This window comes from Streptomyces sp. NPDC101227 (genome assembly GCF_044767545.1).
Lineage (GTDB): Bacteria > Actinomycetota > Actinomycetes > Streptomycetales > Streptomycetaceae > Streptomyces.
In genome coordinates, this window is the sequence record NZ_JBIWOD010000007.1 from 252,185 (window position 1) to 274,437 (window position 22,253).

The 22,253-nt window shown below is 67.9% G+C and carries 28 protein-coding genes and 1 tRNA gene; 25 read left to right on the top strand and 4 right to left on the bottom strand.

What is annotated here, in order from left to right; translation table 11 throughout:
- From ACIRPT_RS18805 to ACIRPT_RS18815, 3 genes are all read left to right on the top strand, one after another.
- A partial coding sequence (locus ACIRPT_RS18805; protein ID WP_403828305.1) for a hypothetical protein occupies positions 1-193 on the top strand: 193 nt, incomplete at its 5' end.
- A gap of 6 nt (positions 194-199) precedes the next feature.
- Complete coding sequence (locus tag ACIRPT_RS18810; RefSeq protein ID WP_403828307.1) at positions 200-961, top strand: DUF5819 family protein; 762 nt, start codon at positions 200-202, stop codon at positions 959-961.
- A complete protein-coding gene (locus ACIRPT_RS18815) occupies positions 958-2,187 on the top strand; it encodes an HTTM domain-containing protein (protein WP_403828309.1) in 1,230 nt (409 codons plus the stop codon). Before ACIRPT_RS18810 ends, ACIRPT_RS18815 begins: the two co-directional genes overlap by 4 nt.
- Before the next feature lie 25 nt (positions 2,188-2,212).
- Here the strand turns inward: ACIRPT_RS18815 and ACIRPT_RS18820 are convergent, their stop codons facing one another.
- Entirely contained in the window at positions 2,213-2,719 is a 507-nt protein-coding gene (locus ACIRPT_RS18820; protein ID WP_403828310.1) for a hypothetical protein, read from the bottom strand.
- Positions 2,720-2,946: 227 nt separating this feature from the next.
- Between ACIRPT_RS18820 and ACIRPT_RS18825 the strand changes: the two genes are divergently transcribed.
- The 4 genes from ACIRPT_RS18825 (at position 2,947) to ACIRPT_RS18840 (ending at position 6,224) form a co-directional block, all read left to right on the top strand.
- The gene (locus ACIRPT_RS18825; RefSeq protein WP_403828311.1) at positions 2,947-3,324 is read left to right on the top strand and encodes a hypothetical protein; all 378 of its coding nucleotides are present in this window, start codon (positions 2,947-2,949) and stop codon (positions 3,322-3,324) included.
- 979 nt (positions 3,325-4,303) lie between these two features.
- Entirely contained in the window at positions 4,304-4,750 is a 447-nt protein-coding gene (locus ACIRPT_RS18830; RefSeq protein ID WP_403828313.1) for a GntR family transcriptional regulator, read from the top strand.
- A gap of 11 nt (positions 4,751-4,761) precedes the next feature.
- A complete protein-coding gene (locus tag ACIRPT_RS18835) occupies positions 4,762-5,313 on the top strand; it encodes an HD domain-containing protein (RefSeq protein ID WP_403828315.1) in 552 nt (183 codons plus the stop codon).
- A gap of 497 nt (positions 5,314-5,810) precedes the next feature.
- Positions 5,811-6,224, top strand: a complete 414-nt coding sequence (locus ACIRPT_RS18840; protein ID WP_403828317.1) for a DUF3052 domain-containing protein — start codon at positions 5,811-5,813, stop codon at positions 6,222-6,224.
- 61 nt (positions 6,225-6,285) lie between these two features.
- On the opposite strand, the gene ACIRPT_RS18845 is transcribed toward ACIRPT_RS18840, so the two are convergent.
- Both ACIRPT_RS18845 and ACIRPT_RS18850 read right to left on the bottom strand, forming a co-directional pair.
- Positions 6,286-6,759 (bottom strand): NUDIX domain-containing protein, encoded by a 474-nt coding sequence (locus ACIRPT_RS18845; RefSeq protein WP_403828319.1) that lies wholly within the window; start codon positions 6,757-6,759, stop codon positions 6,286-6,288.
- Positions 6,760-6,769: 10 nt separating this feature from the next.
- Positions 6,770-7,525 carry a helix-turn-helix domain-containing protein gene (locus ACIRPT_RS18850; RefSeq protein WP_403828321.1) on the bottom strand — a complete coding sequence of 252 codons (756 nt, stop codon included), beginning with the start codon at positions 7,523-7,525 and terminating at the stop codon, positions 6,770-6,772.
- Positions 7,526-8,183: 658 nt separating this feature from the next.
- On the opposite strand from ACIRPT_RS18850, the gene ACIRPT_RS18855 reads away from it, so the two are divergent.
- The 15 genes from ACIRPT_RS18855 (at position 8,184) to ACIRPT_RS18925 (ending at position 18,665) form a co-directional block, all read left to right on the top strand.
- A complete protein-coding gene (locus ACIRPT_RS18855; RefSeq protein ID WP_403828323.1) occupies positions 8,184-8,501 on the top strand; it encodes a hypothetical protein in 318 nt (105 codons plus the stop codon).
- The gene (locus ACIRPT_RS18860) at positions 8,498-8,824 is read left to right on the top strand and encodes a hypothetical protein (RefSeq protein ID WP_403828325.1); all 327 of its coding nucleotides are present in this window, start codon (positions 8,498-8,500) and stop codon (positions 8,822-8,824) included. The genes ACIRPT_RS18855 and ACIRPT_RS18860 overlap by 4 nt, the downstream gene beginning before the upstream one ends.
- Positions 8,821-9,468, top strand: coding sequence for a GGDEF domain-containing protein (locus ACIRPT_RS18865; protein ID WP_403828327.1), 648 nt, complete (start codon positions 8,821-8,823; stop codon positions 9,466-9,468). Before ACIRPT_RS18860 ends, ACIRPT_RS18865 begins: the two co-directional genes overlap by 4 nt.
- Entirely contained in the window at positions 9,468-10,574 is a 1,107-nt protein-coding gene (locus tag ACIRPT_RS18870; RefSeq protein WP_403828329.1) for a conjugal transfer protein, read from the top strand. The genes ACIRPT_RS18865 and ACIRPT_RS18870 overlap by 1 nt, the downstream gene beginning before the upstream one ends.
- On the top strand, positions 10,574-10,909 hold the full coding sequence (locus ACIRPT_RS18875) for an RRQRL motif-containing zinc-binding protein (RefSeq protein ID WP_403828331.1): 336 nt from the start codon (positions 10,574-10,576) through the stop codon (positions 10,907-10,909). The genes ACIRPT_RS18870 and ACIRPT_RS18875 overlap by 1 nt, the downstream gene beginning before the upstream one ends.
- Before the next feature lie 34 nt (positions 10,910-10,943).
- Positions 10,944-11,162 (top strand): hypothetical protein, encoded by a 219-nt coding sequence (locus ACIRPT_RS18880; RefSeq protein ID WP_403828333.1) that lies wholly within the window; start codon positions 10,944-10,946, stop codon positions 11,160-11,162.
- Between the two features lie 93 nt (positions 11,163-11,255).
- Entirely contained in the window at positions 11,256-13,457 is a 2,202-nt protein-coding gene (locus ACIRPT_RS18885) for a cell division protein FtsK (RefSeq protein WP_403828335.1), read from the top strand.
- A 140-nt stretch (positions 13,458-13,597) separates the two neighbouring features.
- The gene (locus ACIRPT_RS18890) at positions 13,598-13,849 is read left to right on the top strand and encodes a hypothetical protein (RefSeq protein ID WP_403828337.1); all 252 of its coding nucleotides are present in this window, start codon (positions 13,598-13,600) and stop codon (positions 13,847-13,849) included.
- A gap of 115 nt (positions 13,850-13,964) precedes the next feature.
- Entirely contained in the window at positions 13,965-14,153 is a 189-nt protein-coding gene (locus ACIRPT_RS18895) for a hypothetical protein (protein WP_403828339.1), read from the top strand.
- Between the two features lie 10 nt (positions 14,154-14,163).
- Positions 14,164-14,634, top strand: coding sequence for a hypothetical protein (locus ACIRPT_RS18900; protein ID WP_403828341.1), 471 nt, complete (start codon positions 14,164-14,166; stop codon positions 14,632-14,634).
- A gap of 14 nt (positions 14,635-14,648) precedes the next feature.
- On the top strand, positions 14,649-14,816 hold the full coding sequence (locus tag ACIRPT_RS18905; protein WP_403828343.1) for a hypothetical protein: 168 nt from the start codon (positions 14,649-14,651) through the stop codon (positions 14,814-14,816).
- An 87-nt stretch (positions 14,817-14,903) separates the two neighbouring features.
- Complete coding sequence (locus tag ACIRPT_RS18910; protein ID WP_403828345.1) at positions 14,904-15,848, top strand: bifunctional DNA primase/polymerase; 945 nt, start codon at positions 14,904-14,906, stop codon at positions 15,846-15,848.
- A complete protein-coding gene (locus tag ACIRPT_RS18915; protein ID WP_403828347.1) occupies positions 15,845-17,008 on the top strand; it encodes an AAA family ATPase in 1,164 nt (387 codons plus the stop codon). The genes ACIRPT_RS18910 and ACIRPT_RS18915 overlap by 4 nt, the downstream gene beginning before the upstream one ends.
- 2 nt (positions 17,009-17,010) lie before the next feature.
- Positions 17,011-17,199, top strand: coding sequence for a helix-turn-helix transcriptional regulator (locus tag ACIRPT_RS18920; protein WP_403828349.1), 189 nt, complete (start codon positions 17,011-17,013; stop codon positions 17,197-17,199).
- Positions 17,200-17,219: 20 nt separating this feature from the next.
- Positions 17,220-18,665 (top strand): tyrosine-type recombinase/integrase, encoded by a 1,446-nt coding sequence (locus ACIRPT_RS18925; protein ID WP_403828351.1) that lies wholly within the window; start codon positions 17,220-17,222, stop codon positions 18,663-18,665.
- Between the two features lie 142 nt (positions 18,666-18,807).
- Here ACIRPT_RS18925 and ACIRPT_RS18930 read toward each other — a convergent pair.
- Positions 18,808-18,879, bottom strand: a tRNA-Arg gene (locus ACIRPT_RS18930).
- 238 nt (positions 18,880-19,117) lie between these two features.
- On the opposite strand from ACIRPT_RS18930, the gene ACIRPT_RS18935 reads away from it, so the two are divergent.
- From ACIRPT_RS18935 to lysA, 3 genes are all read left to right on the top strand, one after another.
- A complete protein-coding gene (locus ACIRPT_RS18935; RefSeq protein WP_403828353.1) occupies positions 19,118-19,705 on the top strand; it encodes a response regulator in 588 nt (195 codons plus the stop codon).
- Positions 19,706-19,813: 108 nt separating this feature from the next.
- Entirely contained in the window at positions 19,814-20,818 is a 1,005-nt protein-coding gene (gene nrtL, locus ACIRPT_RS18940) for an ArgS-related anticodon-binding protein NrtL (protein ID WP_403828355.1), read from the top strand.
- A gap of 34 nt (positions 20,819-20,852) precedes the next feature.
- Positions 20,853-22,244: a diaminopimelate decarboxylase gene (gene lysA / locus ACIRPT_RS18945; protein ID WP_403828357.1), complete on the top strand. Its 1,392-nt coding sequence runs from the start codon at positions 20,853-20,855 to the stop codon at positions 22,242-22,244.
- Positions 22,245-22,253: the final 9 nt, after the last annotated feature.

The following is a 22,253-nucleotide window of genomic DNA, read 5'->3' on the forward strand; positions in this document are numbered from 1 at the left end:
CAATGCTCAGAACAATGCTGGTGGAGCCGGTGCCGGTGGTCTCGGCAACGCGATCGGCAATGCTCAGAACAATGCTGGTGGAGCCGGTGCCGGTGGTCTCGGCAACGCGATCGGCAATGCTCAGAACAATGCTGGTGGAGCCGGTGCCGGTGGCCTCGGCAACGCCATTGGCAACGCCCAGAACAACCGCTAGTCAGCCATGGGGACCGAGAATGCCAAGAAGCCGCCTCATATAGGGGCGGCGGACGAGGCGCTTTCGGACGGGCCCGCGCCGACCGGAAAAGCTCCGGGCGGCGCGGGCCGCCGCGGATTCCCGCCGGATCCCGCCGGCGGGCCGAGGCGGATATCCGGCCTCTCGCCCGCATCGGTGACCATCGTCGTGCTCGCGGTGGTGGGCGTCGTGGTCGCGGCCGTCGTGCACCTGGCGATGGTCTTCCTCCACGCCGCTCCCACGAACTCCTTCTCCCAGCAGCACGTCACAGGCATCACCAACTACGTAACGCCCGACTTTGCGCAGGGTTGGAAGCTCTTCGCCCCCAACCCACAGGACGAGAATTCTCATGTGCAGGCACGCGCGCAGGTCCTGATGCCCGACGGAAGCCTCACCACCACCAGTTGGGTGGACTTGGGTGCGATGGACGAGGCGCGGATCGTGCACAACGCCTTTCCCAGCCAAACGCAGCAGAGCGAGCTTTTCACCGCCTGGAGCAACTTCGCCAATTCGCAAGATGGCCAGGGCCGCCCGCTCGGCGCGCTGGGAAATCTGACGCAGCAGTATCTGTTGCGCATCGTCGCCCAGCGATTTGGACCGCATCTCAACGGCGGCACCGTGGTCCGTATTCAGCTGCGCTCCGCTGTCACACCGGTGCAGACGCCGCCGTGGGTCCACAAGAAAATCGACGCCAGTACCAGCTATCAGCTTCTGCCGTGGTGGCCCGTCAAAACCGAGGACTTCAAGTGACCGCATACTCTCCGGCCACCTCCGGCCGCGAATCCGTGCCGTCTCCTTTCGCAGGACTTCGGCGCGGCACAGGTGCCGCGATCAGACGGGGCGTCGACCGCATTACCAGCGGCGCCATCGCGCCGTACCAGTCGGCCGCCATCCGGATCGGGCTCTCGCTCACCTGGCTCGCCTTTCTGCTCCGGGAGTGGGTGCACCGCAACGAGCTCTACGGAGTGGGCAGCCCATGGAGCTGGAGCATGGCCCATGAACTGATCTCCACGAACCATGCCTTCACCGTCCTCATGTGGTCCGACAGCCGGCTGTGGTTCGAGATCGTCTACGCGGCGGCGATGGCCGCGTCCGTGATGCTGCTCCTCGGGTGGCGAACCCGTACCACCTCCTTGCTTTTCATGATCGGTGTGCTGGCGCTACTGAACCGCAACCCCTACGTGGGGAACGCCGGCAACGACGTCATCCATGTTCTTGCGATCTACCTCGTGTTCACACGCTGCGGCCGGGTCTGGTCGCTGGACGCGCGGCGTGCCGCGAACGGCCGCGACGCCGGGGGCGGCGGCCGGGACGTCGTCGGGATCGTCATGTGGGTGTTCTGCACCGCCGTACTCGCCCTGGTCTCCGCGCTGGGCAAGGTGGACACGGGCTGGGCCTTGCTGCTCTGGGGCTTCGCCGTCGCGCATGCGGTGTGGTGGCTGGTGCGCCGCTATGCGCCCGGCGAGCCCCGCACCGTGATGGAGATGGTCGGCAACGTGGTGCACGCGGGCGCATTGCTCGTGATCGCGGTCCAGGTGTGCCTGATCTACTCGGCCTCCGGCTGGTACAAGATCCAGGGTTCCCTCTGGCAGGACGGCACGGCGCTCTACTATCCGTTGCACGTGGGCGTCTACACCCCGTGGCCCGCTCTGTCCCACGCCATCGCGAGCAGCAGCCTGATCATCCTGCTGCTGACCTACGGCACGGTGATGGTCGAAGTCGCCTTCCCCTTCACGCTTTTCAACAGGCGCTTGAGGACCGTGATGGTCGCGATCATGATGAGCCTGCACGCGGGCATCGGCATTCTGCTCGGCCTGCCCTTCTTCTCGATGGCGATGATCGCGGCGGATGCGCTCTTCCTCCCGACGTCCGTCCTGCGGTGGGTGGGCGACCGCCTGGTGCGCGCGGTGACGCGGACGCGGGCGGTGGTGCCCACACCACGGCCGGCCCAGAAAGAGACCGAGCCCGTCAACTAGGGCCTACGTCCATTCCTCTGTTCCTCTATTCCTCCATACGTTCCGCATCACCGGGGACCCAGGGGAAGGGGACCTCGGGCCAGCGAGCAGCGCCCCAAGCGGCCAGATCGACGGAGAGGACGGAGTCGAGGAAAACCCTGGGCGGCTGATATCCGTGCTCGGTGATGTAGTGGGTGATGAGGAAGGGGGCGGCGTAAGCGATCCCGGGTGGGCCCGGAATCCTGACTTCGCCATTCCCTTCCGGGGCCGCCGCCGGGGCACACAGGTCGCACACATGGAACCCCAGGCATTGGTTCATCCACTGGATTCTCTGGACGGCGCTCAGTTTCTCGGTGAACGCCGGAGGCACCGGGCCCGTCCGATAAGGCCTGCCGGCCTCCAGCCACCCGACGTTCAGGCGGGTATACGCGGGGCGATACCAGAGCGCATGGAAACCCGACTCCCTGTCCGTGAATGCGTCCTCGGCCAGGTACTCGTATGCGGTGAGATCTTCGTAGAACACCCGCGCATCATCACTGACCTGTTCTTTCACAGGCCACTCGATGCTCCGCCACGCCCCATCGGACACGGCCCGGTGACCGGCTGACGCCCGGCGGTCATCCGAATTACGGGTCAACTGATAAGCGTTGTGACGCCAGTTCGAGGCGGGCGTGCGATCCGGCGCGCCACAGAGTGGGTACTGGCATTTCGTATTAACCTCCATTAACTGTATGAAGCCGATCAATTACTGATCGCATCCATCCGATCTATGGAGATGACATGCGCAAGATTCGCGAGGCCGCCGTCGTGGTAGCCGTTCTCGGCAGCGTCGGCCTCCTCGGTGCCGGTGCCGGCACCGCCTACGCCGGCGGCGGGACGGACGTCAGAAGCTACAGCCGCGTCCAGCCGAACTACGAAAGCACCTACCGGCAGCAGTCGAGCGGCGGCCACCACCACCACGGCAGGTCGCACGGCCACAAGACCATCATCCGGCAGAACACCTCATGCCGGGCGTACGACAAGAACGTCGATGTATTCGGCGAGGTCGCGATCGGGAACGGCCTGCTGGGCCACGGGTACGGGCACAAGCACAGGCCTGGCGTGCAGTCCACCAGGATGGGCCTGTCCCTGGGATGCGACAACATCATCCGCCTGTAAAGCACCGAAAAGATCGAAAAGGCCGACCCGGCGGGGCAAGCCGGCCGACCCAAGGACGGCACTGCGCCCACCGGGCTGTCCAGCGTCGGCCCCGGCCCCTTCGCGCAGGACCGGGGGCCGCCGCTGGGGCAACGCCGGCCTCCGCCGTCCCCGGCGAACAAGGCCATTCGCCCCGGAGCGCAGCGCGGGGAACTCGAAGAGCCGGAACCGGCCCGAGAGTTGACCCATCCGCTCACGCCCGCAAGCTCGTGGACCCACGGCCGCGGCGAACACGTGCCGCTGCCGGCGGCGCCGCCGCGTCGTCGGTACGACCCTGGAACAAGCGGCGCACGCCGAGGATCTGACCGTGCCCCCGCGCACGCCCACCACCGGTACTGGCACGCGCAGGAGGGGCGGCGAAGGGGTGGGTTGAGGCGTGGCAGGAACCGCAAAGGCCCGGACTCAGCTGGGCTGAGTCCGGGCCTTCACCTTTGGCACTTGTGCAGATCGGCGGTGTGATCACGCTGTTCTCTGCGAAGTGCCCCCGGCAGGATTCGAACCTGCGCACACGGCTCCGGAGGGCATGATCAGCAAGGGGGTGACTATGACCCTGACCTGCGTGTATGTGGCTACAAGATCACGCCCGCCGGTCGCCCACACGTCCCTCACACGAATGTCGCCGTTGTGGCGATGCCGGAGCGCTTGCGAGCCGCGCTGTGGTGGGGAGTAAGAGGGAAGGCGCCACAGGCGCCTACGACCTTCAGGGGGTCGGCTGCGCCGACGGGCTGTAACACCCCGGGGTGTTACAGCCGTCTTGTACGCGGCAGGACAGGTGGGACAGGCCCGATTGGAGTCGTCCCACCTCTTTGTGCAGGTCAGACGGGGTGTCGAGACAGTGGGACAGTTGGGACACTGGGCCAAGATGGGGCCGGTACATGCGAAGCTGGATACGGTGAGCTGCCGCCGGTGGTCACCTATGGGGCGGATGGAAGGATGGAGCGTGCCGCAGGCCAGTCCGCGAGGTACGTACTTGCAGATCTCGGAGTCTCTACGTCGGAAGATCGCGGCGGGCGAGATCAGTGAAGGTCTGCCCTCCGAAGCGGAGCTGATGAGCACGTACGGCGTTGGCCGCAGCACCATCGGGCGAGCACTCAAGGCGCTCAAGACGGACGGGGTCATCGAGTCCGTGCAAGGGGCTGGCTGGTACGTGACCGGGACTGGCGACCGTCGTCCATTGGTGGAGCGAGTGACGGACCTTCTCCGCGTTGATGGGGTCCAGGTCGGAGACGCCTTCCCTTCCGAGAAGGAATTGTGCGAGCGGTTCGCAGTCTCACGTACCGCGGTGCGCTCAGCAATCGCTCAAATGGAGGGACGAGGCCTCATCGCGATGGGCACAAGCCGCCGGCGCGAAGTGCGCGCCCTCCCAATCACGGCGTCTGGCTCGTAGCCTTGGTCGCCATGGATCTCATCGAGCGGGCATATGGCCTTGCTGAATCGTTGCTGTCGGCCCCCTTGCCCCGGCGCTGGTCGCACTCTCTCGGAGTCGCGGAACGCGCTCGCTCACTCCAGTCGATCTTGGGGGGCGACGCCCATCTGATGGAAGCGGCGGCTGTCCTGCACGACATCGGATACTCACCACAGATCGCGTCAACCGGCTTTCACCCTCTCGATGGCGCCCGATTCCTTCGTGACCAGGAAGGTGTCGACGAGCGGGTTGTCCGCCTCGTTGCACACCACTCATGTGCTCTGCTGGAAGCCGAAGAACGTGGGCTCCGAGCAGAGCTGGCTGATGAATTCGAGTTGGAGCGGCCAGAGCTGGTCGATGCGCTGATCTTCTGTGACATGACGACAACTCCGGACGGGGCTCACACGACGTCGAGCGCTCGTGTCTCCGAGATCGTCAACCGATATGGCCCGGATACGATCGTGGGCCGTTTCATTCAGCGTGCTGCCCCCGAGATTCACGCATCTGTGCAGCGTGTCGAGAGCCGCCTCACAGCGGTGGGCTAGTGGTGCGCACCGGCCCCGGCGTGCGCGGCGCGGACCCGCTCCAGGTGCTCGTCCCGCATCGTTTCCAGAGTGTCGGCGGTGTCCTCATCATCGGGATCCGGGATGACGTTCACGGTGAACCGGATGATGCTGCGGGCGATGCCCGGCGCCGCCGTGGTGGGGGAGTCCCGCGCCCAATCCCCGCGCGCCCGGCGATGGCGGCCCCGCCGCCCAGCTGCAACGCCTGGACGTAGTCGAAGGCACGTTCCACCTCCTCGGGGGTCAGCGGCGTGCGGGGCGGCACCAGGTACGGCATACAGGTCTCCTCAACAGGTCAGGCGCCGTGCCGATCACGGCGACTGACCAGAAGGGTGCGGCCTTTGGCCTGTGGATACGGCGCCCGCACCAGGGCAACGTCGTGGGCTTGAATCCTTGAAGATCACCACACACGCCCTATGTATCTGGTTGACTACTTAAAGTAAGGGGGGAACCGGTATCTGAAGCGAAGGAGATCTGTGGTGACAACGACAGACGACGAGAGGACCAATCCTGCGGCCCGGCTCGGCTTCCAGCCCGGTCAGGTGGTCCAGGAAATCGGCTACGACGACGACGCCGACCAAGAGCTGCGAGAGGCAATCGAGGAAATTTCCGGTCAGGACCTGGTGGGTGAGGACTACGACGATGTCGCTGACGCCGTCCTTCTCTGGTTCCGAGACGATGACGGGAACTTGACCGACGCCTTGGTCGACGCGATCGGACTGCTCGAAGACGGCGGCATCATCTGGATGCTGACTCCGAAGACCGGGCGCGATGGCTACATTGAGCCCAGCGATATCAGCGAAGCTGCCCAGACCGCTGGCCTCTCTCAGACCAAGTCCGTGTCCGTGGCCAAGGATTGGGCCGGCGCCCGGCTTGTGGCGCCCAAGCGGTAGCCAAGCCTCTCAAGCATCAACGGTGGTGGTCATGCGACCCACCGGACACGCCCTAACCGACCTATCCGATGTACGGGGCCGTTCGTGTTCGGTCAAGGCCGTGCGTGATCCGAAGCCGCATTGACGGATGGATGTCTAGCTTGTCGAGGTCCGCTGGGGGAACCCAGCGGACCTCTTTGGACTCAGAACTGGTGCGCAGTGCGCCGCCAACTGGGCGCGCGTGAAAGCAAATGGAGAACTGTTGGCGTACTTCGCCGTCGTCGTACGCCATGACGTGCTGAGGGTCGGTGTAGAGCCCGACGATGTCCTCAACAACGACAGAAATCCCAGTTTCCTCTTCGACTTCACGCACGACGGTGTGTGAGACCTCCTCGCCGACATCATGCCCGCCACCCGGCAGCGCCCAGCGGTCGTTGTCCGTCTTGTGGATGAGCAGTAGGCGCCCGCTGTCGTCGCAGACCACGGCCGTCACGGACGGGACGACGGAGTTGGCCATCGGGGCGTTGGGATCGCGGTAGTAGTCGATTCGACTCATTCGTGGTGCCTCAGCAATCGGTAGGTGAGGAGATGGGGCGGGCTGAATCCCAGACCCTTTCGACGCTCTCGGCGTACGAGTCGAAGAGCTCCCCGCCTGGGATTCGTTGCAGGTGAAGTACAGGGGCCAAGTAGGCGCCGACACCATAGAGATGGCCGTTCGCCAACATCTCGTCGTCCGACCGGTAGATGGAGTTATAGAGGGTAGTTCCGTGAAGTCGGAATTCCACTCCGGGTAGACCAAAAAGGCCGCTGTAGTTGATAAGTGCATTGCGGATCTTCCCTGCCATTGCAGCGCCGATTCCCTCATCCCTGCCCCGCACGGCGACCGCTTCGCTCTCCGGGTCGCCAAGCATGAAGCGGATCGGGACGCCGGCGGCAGACTTCTCCTTCACCACCCTGAGGAATGCTGGATCTTCGGTCAACCAAAACCCGGAGTACACCAGCACATCGAAATGCTGCGTTGCCTGTGCGTAGAGGGTGGGCCAAAGACTCTGCATCACCACAGAGCGATGCGGATAGAGCTTGATGACTTCGGCGCTGCCCGACGCGGTGACTTGCGCGGACGTGCGTTCATCTGGCCACAGGTACGAGACCTCAACTTTGAGGAGCGAGGCGACTGCGTACTGGAATCGTCGATAGGGCTTGCGGTCAGGCTCATTGATCCAGCGCTCCACCGTCTTGGACGCGACCCCTAGGCGGTCGGCCACCTCGTCTAAGGACAGGCCTAGATCCACGATCGCGCCGCGCAACCGCTCATTCGCCACACCAACCTCCTGTGGGTCGGGACGACTTGGGACGACTTCACCGTATCGAGTCGTACCTGACTCGTACAGGTACGGAGTCGATCGTCTGGTGCCGGCGGAGCAATCTCTAACCAGTGCCGGTCGGAGCAGTCGTCACCGACCGGCACCCCGAAGGGCTTGACGGGCGAACGTTCGCCCGGCAAGGTGAGAGACATGTAATACATGCATCGCTTCGAGCGATGCGGTGCTCTCTCCGTTCAACGACAACTCCACAGCGTGATCCACCGCATCAGGACGGCCGTGAGTGCACCGGCCGAGGCGAGTGGAGACCCGTCGGCAGTAGTAGTCACCACGTGGCTATATCGGACGCCGCGCCACGATCTGCGGGGATTGCCTTGCAGGGAGCGCTAGTCGCAGGACTGGACCGACGTGAAAGAACGACGCGGCACCACTGCACCTTTTCGTCGCCACGACGTCCGGGAGGGGACTCCCCGGATCGAGCGCGGCCCGCGTCCATGCGAGACCCGCGGCCCTTGGCAGGGGCCATCCGAACCGCTTCTACCGCTCCGCAGTGCCCTCCGTGCGCTGAGCCACATTCCCGGCCGGGGCGATCGCCTCTCACCACAAGACGCGCGACCGCCCTGGCGCTCCATCCCTTCGACTCAGGAGACGTCACACCATGCGTTCGTACATCGATCATCAGGAGATCTACAGCCAGGCCGAGTTCGAGGAACTGGCCTTCGGCTTCGACGAGTTCCCCGTCGGCATCGACCGTGACCTGTTCTGCGGGCCGCTGGCTGTCGAGACCCCCCAGGAGCAGGCGGCGCGGCTGAACGTGGCCCGCGAGGTCATCGAGGAGCTGGCCATCCAGGGCGAGGGCGGGGACGAGATCGCCGCGTGGGACGCGCTGTACGCGGACGCGTTGACCCGCACGGTGCCGTTCCTTCGCGCCACCCGCACCACCGGCCGTTCCGCGGGGACGGAGGCAGCGGCATGACCTCCCTGACCATGAACGACCTGGCCGCACCGCTTGGGCTGCTGCGGCTGCTGGCCGTGGACTTCTCGGGCCTGCCGGCCATGAACGTGGACGTATCCACGATCTTCCCCAACACGCTGGAACTCATCAGCCACGACGACTTCGGCGCGTTCGAGGCGTGGCGCTCGGCACTGGGCATCGAGGCGGACTCGGTGTCGTATGCGGAGCAGAGCGGTGGGCGGACCAGGGTGCTGAAGGCCGAGACCAATCACACCGGCGTCCGCCTCTGCCTGGTCGCCTACACCCACAGCCACCAGCACTCCGAGGGCGAGTGGGCGGCATGAGCGAGACATTGATGGCTCTGGCCGCCGTGGTGCCGGTGGCGGCTGGATGGTCCCTGCACTCCGTGATGATGCGCCGCCGGATCGAGGCGGCCCGCCGTGACCCGCTGTCGGGGCTGTGGACGCGCGAGCCGTTCGAGGAGCGCGCACGCAAGACGCTGGGCTTGCGCCCGCGGGCGGTGATGGTCATGGACCTGGACGGTTTCAAGCAGATCAACGACACCTACGGCCATGCGGTCGGGGATGCGGTGATTGCCGTTACCGGCCGGCGCCTGGCGCGGTGGAGCACCTTCTACGGCGGTGTCGCCGGGCGTCTGGGCGGTGACGAGTTCGCTGCCTCTATCTGCTGCTACAGCCCGCAGGACCTGCGCCAGGCCATGGAGGACCTGGCGCAGGAGCTGCGCGCGCCGGTGGAGTTCGAGGGCCATGTGCTGTGGGTGGGCTTCTCCGCCGGGATCGTCCGTGCTCAGCGGGGCAGCCGCGCCGCGGAGTTGGCGCGGCTGATGCGGTGCGCGGATGAGGTCATGTACGCCGCCAAGCAGGCCGGGGGCGGCTGGAGGGCCGCCCCCGAAAACGCCACCCCCGCCTACCAGACGGTCAACGGCCGCAGGGATGGCCGTCGCGGAACCTCGAAGGAGGCGGCGTGATGACCCCGCGCGAACTGTCGCTTGCCCAGAAGGTCGTCCTGGGCGCCGCGTTTGTGCCCATGCTCGCTACTGGCATCGCCGGTGGCGTGGGGACGTACAGCAACATCAGCCGCGCCTTTGGATCCGGTACGGCCGTGGGCGCGGTGGCGGCAGGTGAGGGCGCCACCGCCGTACTTGCCTTGGTGCTGCTGGGGCTGACGATGCTGGGCCAGTCCTCGCCCTGGGTCATCCGGGCGGGGCTGTGGGCGCTGCCGGCCGCGGCTTCGGTCATGGCGGCTATGGCCGCCGACGGTCCGGGCCGGACCGTCATCTACGCCGTCACCCCGATGGGCATGTGCGCTGCGGCGGAAGGCATGGCGTTCCTGGCGCGCCGCATCGTGGTCCACACCGACGGCCGCGACGCTGAGGCCGAGGTGAGGGCGGCTGCTGTGGTCCAGGCGCTGGCGTATCACCGGGCGCGGGCTGCCAACCACCCCGATGGTCGGGTGAAGAAGAGGTCGGAGCGCAAATCGTGGAGGCTGGCGCGGAAGGTCGGTCGGGGGGATGCGTCCCTGGGCGTGCGGCTGCTGGACATCCAGCGCGAGCGCGTCACCGACGGCGCGGACGCAGCCCTTGGCGACATGTTCTCCGTTGCCGCCGCGGCCCCCGTGCGGGAGCTGCGCGGGCCGGATGAGGCAGCTTCCCTTCCCGCCCCGCATACGCCCGCACACCCGGCTCTCCCACCCGCCGACGCGTCCACCACCACCCCGGCCGACGGGGTGAGGAATGAGCCGTACGCACTGGTCAACGGCCGTGCGGGTGGTGTGCGGGAGGGAGAACCGCCCACCCCGTACTCGCCCCGCACAGACCCGGCCAAGGCGGCCTACGAGGCGCAGCAGCAGGCCGAGTACGAAGAGGCGGAGCGCGAGCGCCTGCGTCTGGATGCGCGCCGCACGTACGTCGAATCCGCACAGGCGGGCCGGGCGCTCAGTGCCCGTGCGCTGGGTGAGGCGTATGGCATGAGCGAGTCATGGGGACGAAAGCAGATCCTCGCCGTCCGCGATGAAGAGACCACCCGGCCCCACCTGCGGGCGCTGGAGGACAAGACGGACACGGCGGCTGCGTAATGGCCGCCCTCCCCGTCTACCGGTGGCGACTGGCCCCGGACGGGCTGGCCACCTACCGGCAGCTGCGCTCGCGCGGACTGCGGCCTGGCGGTCAGCCGGTCGTCGCCCAGCTGGAGCGTCCCCGCCGGCGGCGCGGCCCGCTGGTCGCCTACCTCTACCGCATCGACCTGGCCCGACCGGTCAGGCCGATGACCCCCGCGAAATGGGCGGCGCTGGCCAAGGCGAATGCCGCCCGGCGCCTGTGCCCGCAGTGCCGCCGGGATGCCGGATACGTCATCCCCACCTGCCTCGGCATGTGTGTGACCTGCGCCGATGCACCGGCGCTCGCTGCCTGACCAACCCCATCTGTTCCACACAAGGAGATCCGCTGTGACCAGCCAGAACACCCAGCAAGGTTCCCACCACTGGGTCATGACCCTGGAGCTTCCCGGCCGGGCGATGAACACGCTCTACGGCACCTGGACCCCGCCCGAGGGCGCGACCCGTCATGACGTCTTCATGGCCATCAAGAGCGACATCGGCCAGGAGGCCCCGGAGATGGCGCGCGCCAACGTCGTCTTCTTCTCCCTGGAGCCCAACCAGCTCTGACCCAAACCCACTTCGCTCAGCGGGGCCCGGACGTCTGCCGGCCAAAGCGCCGTCCGGGCCCCTTCCACCTCCCGTTTCCGGAAGGAATCAGCAGTGAATCACGACGACGACCGCGAACTGTTCAACCGGCTTGAAGCCGACATGGCCGCCGACGCCGCCTGCCAGGAGGGCGCAGAGGTCGTGGACCTGGGCAAGGTTCGCTCGGCCCGCGGGGCAGCCGACGAATCGCCCGCCACGGAGTCGACCGACCGCCCGGCCGAACCGGACCCGTCCGCCCGAGTGCTGGTGGACGGTCCCGACGTCAAGGGGCCCGGCTACCTGGGCAGGCTGATGGGTGCCAAGCGCCGGGCGATCGTCCCGGAGTGGCTGAAGTCCACCAACGAGCTGAAGGCCGCCGCCGCGTGGGTGGCCGGCCACTACGGCCACATGGCCGGTTACCACGCGCTGCGCTCGCCGGTCTACGCCGGGCGTCTGGCGCTTCAGGCGCCGCGCGGGGCCGCGAGGTTCCTGGGCGGCACGATGCGCTGGGCCTCCGACGCGGAAGGCGACCCGGTACGCCGCGCCATGGTGGCCAAGGAGGACGCGGCCACCTACCTCAAGCTCTCCCGGCAGCGCGACGGCCGCGTGCGGCTGCGCACGCTGGTGGTGATCCTGGCTTCCTTCATCGGGCTGGGGGCCGCGCTCGCCCTGTACGTGCTCGCCCCGGCCTGGCTCATGACCCTGTCCGTCAGCACGATCGTCCTGGCCCTCGGCTGGGCAGGGGACGCGGCCGACGACCCCGTCATCAACCGGGCCGTGGAACTCCCCAAGGCCCAGAAACTCACCTCGAACATCGTCCTGCGGGCCCTGGGCGCCCTGGGCATCCCGGCAATCAACCAGGCCCAGTCCAAGGGACGGGAGGGGTTCACCTTCACCGCCCCCATCACCCGCGACGGCCCCGGCTGGCGCGCCGAAGGCGACCTGCCCTACGGCGTAACGGTCACCGACGTCATCGAGCGCCGCGACAAGCTGGCCTCGGGGCTCCGCCGGCCGCTGGGCTGCGTGTGGCCCGAGGCCGTGCCCGACGCGCACACCGGCCGCCTGGTGCTGTGGGTCGGTGACCAGGACATGTCCAAGGCCAGCAAGCCTGCCTGGCCGCTGGCCAAGTCCGGGACGGTGGACCTGTTCAAGCCGGTGCCGTTCGGCACCGACCAGCGCGGACGCTGGGTCAACGTCACGCTGATGTACATCGCGGGCATCATCGGCGCCATCCCCCGCATGGGCAAGACCTTCCTGCTCCGTCTGCTGCTGCTCATCGCCGCCCTGGACCCGCGGGCCGAGCTGCACACCTACGACATGAAGGGCACCGGCGACCTGGACCCCGTCGGCGACCGCGTCTCCCACCGCCACGCCGCGGGCGATGACGATGAAGCCATCGAGTACGTCATCCGCGACTTCCGTGACCTGCGCAATGAGCTGCGGCGCCGCACCAAGATGATCCGCTCCCTGCCCCGCGACATCTGCCCGGAGTCGAAGGTGACCTCCGAGCTGGCCAGCAAGAAGGAACTGGGTCTGCACCCGATCGTGATCGGGGTGGATGAGTGCCAGGTCCTGTTCGAACACCCCAAGTACAAGGACGAGTTCGAGGAGATCGCCACCGACCTGGTCAAGCGCGGCCCCGCCACCGGGATCGTGCTGCTGCTGGCCACCCAGCGCCCGGACGCCAAGGCGCTGCCCACCGGCATCTCCGCCAACGCATCGGCCCGCTGGTGCCTGAAGGTCATGGGCCAGCTGGAGAACGACATGGTCCTGGGCACCTCCGCCTACAAGCGCGGGGTCCGCGCCACGATGTTCTCCTGGGCCGACAAGGGCATTCACTACTTCGTCGGTGAGGGCTCCGACGCCCGGATCGTCGGCTCCGTCTACGTCGATGGCGTCGGAGCCGACGTCATCTCCCTGCGGGCCCGGAAGGCCCGCGAGGACGCCGGCCTGCTCTCCGGGCATGCGCTCGGCGAAGAGCCGGAGATGGACGCCGCAGCCGCCTACGACCTGCTGCGGGACCTGCTCGGCGTGGTCCCGGCCGAGGAGGCCAAGGTCTGGAACGAAACCGTGGTCGCCCGTCTGGCCGAGCTGCGGCCCGAGGTCTACGGCGAGTGGGCCGCCGAACAGCTCACCGCGGCGCTCAAGCCCCACGGCATCGAGACCGTCCAGATCGGCCGGCGCATCAACGGCAAGGTCGTCAACCGGCGCGGCATCGAACGCGCCCACGTCACCGCCGCAGTAGCGGAGCGTGACGGAAAGCGCGACGCCGGATGAGACCCCGGGGCCGCTATCGCTAGCAGTGACCCTCGCTAACGTTAGCGGCCCCGCTAGCGCCCCGCACCACATCTGATCAGGCCGCTAGCGGATAGCGGCCCACCTGCGGAAACCCCAGAAAACCGCCCCGGAGGCCGTTCATGACCCCCACTTCCCTCGCTATCACCTTCCCACTCATAGTCACTCTCTGTTACGTAGCTCTGTGTGCGGTCAGCCCGTTCGGCAACTGCCGCAAGTGCAAGGGCTTCGGCTACGCGCTCAAGAAGGACCGCCGCGGACGCCTGCGCCCCGGCAAGACCTGCCGCCGCTGCCACGGCGACCGCAAGCGCATCCGCGTCGGCCGCCACCTGTTCAACGTCGCCGCCCGCCTCCACCGCGACGGCACCCGCTGATGCGCCTCGCACTGCGCGCCGCCCTCATCTGCGTCCTGCTCGGCCTGGCCGTCTCCGCCTGCCCGGCCCGCCACACCCCGGCACCCTCGCCCACCCCCTCGAAAGGAACCCCGGCATGGCCGTGACCCTCTCCCTCGTCGCCCTGCTCGGCCTCGTCCTGTTCTTCCTGCTCCGCTCCAAGACCCTCGGCTACGGCTCCGCCTTCATCGCCATCATGTTCGGCTTCTTCCTCGCCTCCACCGGCGCCTCCGACCCCATCAACCAGCTCACCCACGCCGTCCTCGACGCCGTCGGCAAGCTCTAGGGAGCCGAGCATGAACGAGCCCACCGCACCCCACAGCCGGACCGGGCACCAAGGGTCCGCAGTCGAGACCCATCACCCGACCCCGATCGCCCGCCCGCTCTCCGCACCTCTCGTGCCCGTTCAGCCGGACAACGTCCCCACTGTGGCCAGCGTGGTCCTGCCGGACGGCCGGATCGTGACCGGCTACGCCATCGAGGCCGCCAAGCCCGAACCGGCCGCCGCCAAGCCGGCCGTCTCGCGCACGGCGGTGAACATCGCCCTCGGGGGCATCGGGTTCGGCGCCGTCTGCGGCGGACTCGTCCTGCTGACCACGTTCATCGCCGCGCTTGCCGCGCTCATCCACCAGCTCATCGTCCTCGCCGCCGTCATCTTCGGCGGCTGGGTCGCCGTGCAGGTGTTCAGCGCCACCGGCCACCGCGCCGGTGCGACCACGGTCCACATCCGCAAGGCCGTCATCAAGCGCAACCACTTCCACCACTGACCAGGAGGAACCCCATGCCCGACGACTGCGACAACTACTGCGACGAGTGCGCCGACTACGGATGCCCCGGCCACCAGGTGTGTGACGAGTGCACCGGCGACATCTGCAACGAGTGCCAGGGCTGCGACTGCCCCGAGGCGCCCTGCCCCGGCTACATCGCCCACTACACCGGCACCGAGTAGATACGCCTGGGGCGGTCGCCTCTCACCACAAGACGCGCGACCGCCCCAGCTCCTTGTCCCTTCGACAGAAACAGGAGAACCCCCAGCATGACGCATGACCGCAACACCCATCTACTGCGCGCCGCGCTGGCAGCTGCCGAACGCGGATGGCACGTCTTCCCGCTCTGGCCGGGAGACAAGCGCCCCGCCCTCCACGGTGAGAAGTGCTGCCCGCGTACAGGCGACTGCGCGAACGGACACCTCAAGTGGGAACAGCGCGCGACGCTCGACCCAGATCGAATCGAACGCTGCTGGGCGCACGGCCCGTACAACGTCGGTATCGCGTGCGGGCCCTCCAACCTCGTTGTGGTGGACCTGGATATGCCCAAAAGCCCCGACGAAACCCCGCCGGAGGAATGGGCTCTTCCCGGCATCACCGACGGCGCCGGCGTACTGGCCACGCTGTGCGAACGACACGGGCAGCCCTACCCCGACGACACCCACACCGTGCGTTCATGGCGCAGCGGAACACACCTCTACTTCGCCGCCCCCGAAGGTGAGGCGCTGCGCAACACCGCAGGCGACAGCGGTAAAGGACTCGGCTGGAAGATCGACACCCGAGCCGCGGGAGGTCTCGTCGTCGCGGCGGGGAGCGTCTTCGGCGGACGCCCGTACGAGACCGTGCACCAAGCACCCGTAGCCTCCCTGCCGGGCTGGCTCGCCGCCCGGCTCCGCCCGGCACCGCTGCCCGAACAGCAGCCCGTCACGATCGCGCTCGCGGCCGATCGGCGCGGAAGGTGGCTCCAGGCGGCAGTCGACGGCGAACTGGCCCGCGTTACCGGCTCCGGTGGCGGCCAGCACAACAACGCGCTCTACATCGCCTCCGTTGCTCTCGGCCAGCTGGTCAAGGGCGGGGAACTGGCGGAGGCCGAAGTGACCGGTTGGCTGCTCTCCGCGGCCATCAACGTCGGTCAGGGGGAGCGGGAAGCGCTCCGTACCATCGCCTCCGGGCTCAAGGCCGGGGCAGCGCGTCCGAGGACGGTGGCCGCGTGAGCGCCAACCCGATTCCCCCGCTGCACCTGTACTCCGTCCCCCGTGAGCCGCAGGCCGCGCCCGAGGCACCGGCGGTCCGTGAGCGTCCGCGGACCGCGTGGACTGCCGATCAGCTCATGGCAGCGGAATTCCCCGAGCCGAAATGGGCCGTGCCCGGCATCCTCGCTGAAGGTGTCAGCCTGCTCGCCGGACCGCCCAAGGTCGGAAAGTCCTGGCTCTCCCTCGGCCTTGGCCTCTCGGTCGCGGCCGGCGGCAAGGCATTCGACTCCGTCCCGGTCAAAGGCGGCCCGGTCCTCTACCTCGCGCTGGAGGACACGCCACGTCGTCTTCAGACCCGCATGGGCAAGTTGCTCGGCGGCCAGAAGGCGCCGGCCGGTCTGACCCTGGTCACCGAATGCCCGCCCTTCCCGCAGGGCGGCAGCGACGCCATCGCCGGATGGCTGGACCGCAATCCCGATGCCCGCATGGTCGTCATCGACGTCTTCGCCAAGATGCGCGGACAGGCGCCCCAAGGCGTCTCGGCCTACGACGCGGACTACGTCGCCGTCGGCTACGCCAAGCGAATCGCGGACCACTACGGCATCGCCGTGGTCCTGGTCCACCACGTGCGCAAGATGGCCTCCGAGGACTTCCTCACCGAGGTCTCCGGCACCAACGGCATCGCGGGTGCCGCTGACGCCACGCTCGTACTCAAGCGCGCCCGCGGGCAGGCTGACGGGATCCTGCACGTCACCGGCCGCGACGTGAACGAAGCCGAATACGCGCTCTCCTTCCAGGAAGCCTCCGGCGCCTGGCACTTGCTCGACGGGCCGGCCTCTGACCACACCGTCGGCGACACCCGCGCCGCAATCCTCCGGCACGTCCGGGCTAACCCCGGGGCGCGCCCGAAGGACATCGCCGAGGCGCTGCCGCAGGCCGACGGCGCCAACGTCCGCCGCACCTGCGCCCGGATGGCGTCCGACGGCCAGCTGACGAAGGACGGCAGCGGCCGGTACTACCCGGATACCGAGACCCGAACGCAAGGCACGCCGGGGGTGTCCCAGCTGTCCCACTGTCCCGATACCCCACCTGGCCAGCGCGAACAGGTGGGACAGCCTGAATTGGAGCTGTCCCACCTGTCCGACCTGCCCACCGCTTCCAGTGAGCAAGGAAGGAACTGACCATGGCCCGAGAGGAATGGCTCACCATCCCTGAAGTCGTCCAGGAGCTGCACGACGTGTCCTTGTCGACCTTCTATCGCTGGCGGCAGCTTGGGAAAGGACCTAAGGCGATTAAGTTGCCGAATGGTGCGGTTCGTATTCGTCGCTCGGAGTTTCAGCGCTGGATCGCCACGTTGGAAGAGGCCGCATGACTCATCGGAAAGGAAAGCAGATGCCGGGCGACCGTAGCAGTGGTCGCCCGGCCGGGCCGGATGACCTCATACTTTCCACCGATGTGCGGGTCTGGAAGGTAAGCAAGATTGCCAGCAAAAAGGCTCCCTACCAACTGCGTTGGGTGGTTGCTGGGAAAGTCCGCCACGCTACCTTCCCTACGGTGGCGCTCGCCGAGAGTCGCCGTTCGGAACTTTGGCAGGCAATGCGTAGGGGCGAAGCATTCGACACTGAAACGGGCCTCCCGGAGTCTGAAATCCGTGCTGCCGCCGCGAAGAAGAACACCCGGCCGGACCCATCGTGGTGGAACTTCAGCCGTGAATACATGGCTACTCGCTGGCGTACCACGGCAGCAAAAACACGTGAAGGCCTCGCGGATAGTCTCGCCACGGTTGCGCTTGCCATGATGGGGGAAGGGGCCAAGGCGCCGTCGTTGGAAGATGTGCGGTTCGCGGTGCGGTGGGCCGTCATACCGGCACACAAGGATGAAGAGCCTCCGCCGGAGCTGCAATCCGCGTGTGCGTGGCTGTCCGCCCGCTCACTGACGCTATCGGCTCTTACGGAACCAATGGTCCTTCGAGATGTTCAGTACCGGCTTTCGTTCAAGCTGGACGACACCCCAGCGGCAAGAGAGACGTACAAGCGGCGCCGCCGTGGATTCAACACGGCGATGGAGTACGCGATTGAGATGGGATACCTCGATGAAAATCCGCTTGCCAAGGTAAAGCGGACAGCGGCAAAGGGCGATGATGCAGTGGACCCCCGGGTATTGGTAAATCAGGTGCAAGGTGCCCAACTCCTCACTGCCGTCTCGTACGTGGGATCCATTCACCGGAATCGCGGGCGCCGACTGGTCGGGTTCTTCGCCTGCCAGCTGTACGCAGCCATGCGGCCGGCGGAAGTGGTGGGCTTGCGTGAGGCGGATTGCCACCTCCCCGAGAAGGGGTGGGGCACCCTCACCCTGCGAGAGACGCGTCCCGTGTCAGGTAAGAAGTGGACTGACTCAGGAAAGCGCCACGACAAGCGGGGGCTGAAGGCGCGGGAGCCGGACGCGGACCGGCCAGTCCCGGCACCACCCTTGCTGGTTGCGCTCCTCCGGGCGCACATCAAGGAGTTCGGCACGGCCAAGGACGGCAGGATCTTCGCCAACGAGCGTGGCGACGTGTTGGGCACGTCCAGCTACTGGCGGGTGTGGCAGGAAGCCCGCCCGATCGGGTTGCCGCCGGACAAAGCGGCCTCCCCGCTAGGCCGTAGACCGTATGACCTGCGGCACACGTGCATCACGAACTGGCTGAACGCTGGAGTCCCGGTGGCTGAAGTCGCCCGTCGGGCGGGCAACTCCCCGGAGGTCATCCACCGCCGGTACGAGGGATGCATCGACGGTCACGAGGAACTGAACAATAAGAAGATCGAAAGGGCCATGGGGTGGGAGTCGGATGGCCAGTGATCGCCGCGAGAGTCCCACACGCTACTCACACGTGATCAGTGACAGAGAATGACAAAGAGCCGGACCCAGTGGGACTGGGTCCGGCTCTCGAAGTCTGGCACTTCAGCAGGTCAGCGGGTCGGTCACGCTGTCTCGACTGGAGTGCCCCCGGCAGGATTCGAACCTGCGCACACGGCTCCGGAGGCCGTTGCTCTATCCCCTGAGCTACGGGGGCGTTGCCGCCTGTGTTCTCCTGGCGACGGGTAGAACACTACCAGCTCTGATGGGGTGTTCAGGAACAGGGTTTTATGGGACGGGGGAGGGGGCGCCGAAGGGGGTACCGGAGGAGGCTCAGCAGGGGGCTTAGCGCATCCGGTGGGTGTGCCGGTGGTGGTCGGGGAAAGGTCCCCCGCATGGGGGCGGAAGTGGGCAAAACCGGGACGCAGTCGCAGGTGGGCCCCTAGTCTCATGGTGTGCCTGGCTTGTCCGGTCGGATCCTTGTGGTCGATGACAACAAGGTGATCCGGCAGTTGATCAGGGTCAATCTCGAGCTGGAGGGCTTCGAGGTCGTGACCGCGGCTGATGGTGCCGAATGTCTGGACGTCGTGCACCACGTCAGACCCGATGTCGTGACCCTCGATGTGGTGATGCCGCGGCTCAACGGTCTGCACACCGCGGCGCGCCTGCGGTCCGATCCCCGGACGTGGGACATCCCCATCGCCATCGTCAGCGCGTGCACCCAGGGCGAGGTGGACAACGGCGAGTGGATGGGCGTGGACGCCTTCCTGGCGAAGCCGTTCGAGCCGGCCGAGCTGGTACGGACCGTGGGGACGCTCGTCCGGGAAGGGCGGCAGCGGGAGCGTGGCGCCGAGGGCGAGGGCACGCGAAGGGCCTGTGCCGGGGGAGCGCACGGCGAGGCGGAGTCCGCGGGGGCGGTCCGCGGTGGCGGAGGGCCGGCGGATGCCGGTCCGGACGATCTGAGTGATCTGCGCGACGTGGATCTGGATGTCGATGTGGAAGCGGGCGGGGGGCCGGAGGCCGCGGCCCGGCCCGGGGGCTGAGCCGCGACGGGGATTCGCCGGCCGGGTGCCCGGCCCGCGGGCAGCGCGAGGTGTCCACAGGGCGAAACCGGTCGCATGTCAGGGGTGCCTCTCCCATACGCTTGTGGTGTGACCCCCGCTGAGCTCTCCCGTACCGTCCTGCGCTCCGTGCGTGGTGCCGTGGCGGAGAAGGAGCTCTCCGTGCCGGTGCCGGAGCGCATCGTGGTGCGTCCGCCGAAGCGGGCCGGGTGCGGGGACTACGCCTCGAACGTGGCGCTCCAGCTCGCCAAGGAAGCGGGCCGGCCGGCCCTCGAGATCGCCGAGATCCTGCGACAGCGGCTGGTGGGCAGCGCCGGAATCGCCCGGGTGGAGATCGCCGGGCCGGGGTTCTTGAACTTCACGCTGGGCGACGGTGCGCAGACCGCGCTCGTACGGCACGTTCTGGCGGACGGGGCGCGGTACGGCGAGCGGGAGCCGGAGGAACTGCCCGTCGACGGCCGGGTGCCCGGCGATGCGCGTGGCATCGTCGTCGCCGAGGCCCTGGCGCGGCTGACCAGGGCCGCCGGTGCGGGACGGCCGGAGCAGTCCCCGCCGGCGCCGGACGCCGCCGCGGAGCTCGCCGGCATCGTGGCCCGGCTGGGTGACGACGAGGCGCGCTGGGCGCTGCTGCGGCCCGCGGCGCGGGATGCCGTGCGGTTGCCCGCGCGGCCGGTGCAGCGGGCGGAAAATCCGCGGTTCCGGGTGCAGTATGCGTACGCGAGAACGCGCGCGCTGATGCGTAATGCGCGGGACCTCGGGTTCGTGAGCGAGCCCGGCGAGGTCGCCTCGGCCGGGCCGCGGTCCGATACGGCCACGCAGGCGTCGGCCACACAGGCCCTGGCCACCCTCCTGGCCACATACCCCGCCACCGTCGAGGCCGCCGCCCGGCACGCGGCGCCGGACCGGATGGTGCGGCATCTGGAGGCGACGGCCGACGCGTTCTTCCGGTGGTGCGAGGAGTGCCCGCCGCTGCCCGTCGGGGAGTGCAAACCCTTGGCCGTGCACCGCGCCAGGCTGGCCCTCGCCGAGGCCACCGGGACGGTGCTCGCCAACGGCCTGCGTCTGCTCGGCGTCTCCGCTCCTGAATACCTTTGACACGCTTTGAGAACTTGAGGGGATCCCCGCTGTCATGAGTCGTTCCGCGCATCCTGCCGGGCCCCGGCATGCCGACGTGCTGCCCGAGGGGCACTACGCCGGGCCGCCCGCCGACCTCAACACCCTTGATCCGCGTGTGTGGTCCCGTACCGTCCGGCGCGCCGCCGACGGTGCGGTGACCATCGGCGGACTGGACGTCCGTGCGCTCGCCGAGGAATTCGGCACGCCGGCGTTTTTCCTGGACGAGGACGACTTCCGGGCTCGCTGCCGGGCCTGGAAGGACGCCTTCGGGCCGGGGGCCGATGTGTTCTATGCCGGGAAGGCGTTCCTGTCCCGGGCCATCGTGCGGTGGCTGAACGAAGAAGGGCTCAATCTCGACGTTTGCTCGGGGGGAGAGCTCGCCACGGCGCTCGCGGCGGGGATGCCCGCGGAGCGGATCGCCCTGCACGGCAACAACAAGAGCACCGAGGAGATCACCCGGGCCGTGGAGGCCGGGGTCGGACGGATAGTGCTCGATTCGTTCCAGGAGATCGTGCGGGTCGCGCACATCGCGGAGCGGCTCGGCAAGCGGCAGCGGGTGCAGATCCGGGTCACGGTCGGTGTCGAGGCGCATACGCATGAGTTCATCGCGACCGCGCACGAGGACCAGAAGTTCGGCATCGCGCTGGCCGGCGGGGAGGCCGCCGAGGCCGTACGGCGGGTCCTGAAGCTGGACGGCCTGGAACTCATCGGGATCCACAGCCACATCGGATCGCAGATCTTCGACATGGCGGGATTCGAGGTGTCCGCCCGCCGGGTCGTGCAGCTGCTGACCGAGGTGCGCGACGAGCACGGCGTCGAGCTGCCGGAGATCGACCTCGGCGGCGGCCTCGGGATCGCGTACACCTCCGAGGACGACCCGCGCGAGCCGCACGAGATCGCCAAGGCGCTGGGCGAGATCGTCACCAAGGAGTGCGAGGCGGCCGGGCTGGCGGTGCCGCGGCTGTCCGTGGAGCCGGGGCGGGCGATCGTCGGGCCCACGGCGTTCACGCTGTACGAGGTCGGCACGGTCAAGGAGCTGGAAGGCCTGCGGACGTACGTGTCCGTGGACGGCGGCATGTCGGACAACATCCGCACCGCGCTGTACGACGCGGAGTACAGCGTGGCGCTGGTGTCCCGGACCTCGGACGCCGAGCCGATGCTCTCGCGGGTGGTCGGCAAGCACTGCGAGAGCGGCGACATCGTCGTACGGGACGCGTTCCTGCCGAGCGATGTGGCGCCGGGTGACCTGCTCGCGGTGCCCGCCACGGGTGCGTACTGCCGGTCCATGGCGAGCAACTACAACCATGCGCTGCGGCCCCCGGTGGTGGCGGTCAAGAATGGTGAGGCCAGGGTGATCGTCCGGCGGGAGACGGAGGAAGATCTCCTGCGGTTGGATGTCGGGTAGGGCCGGATC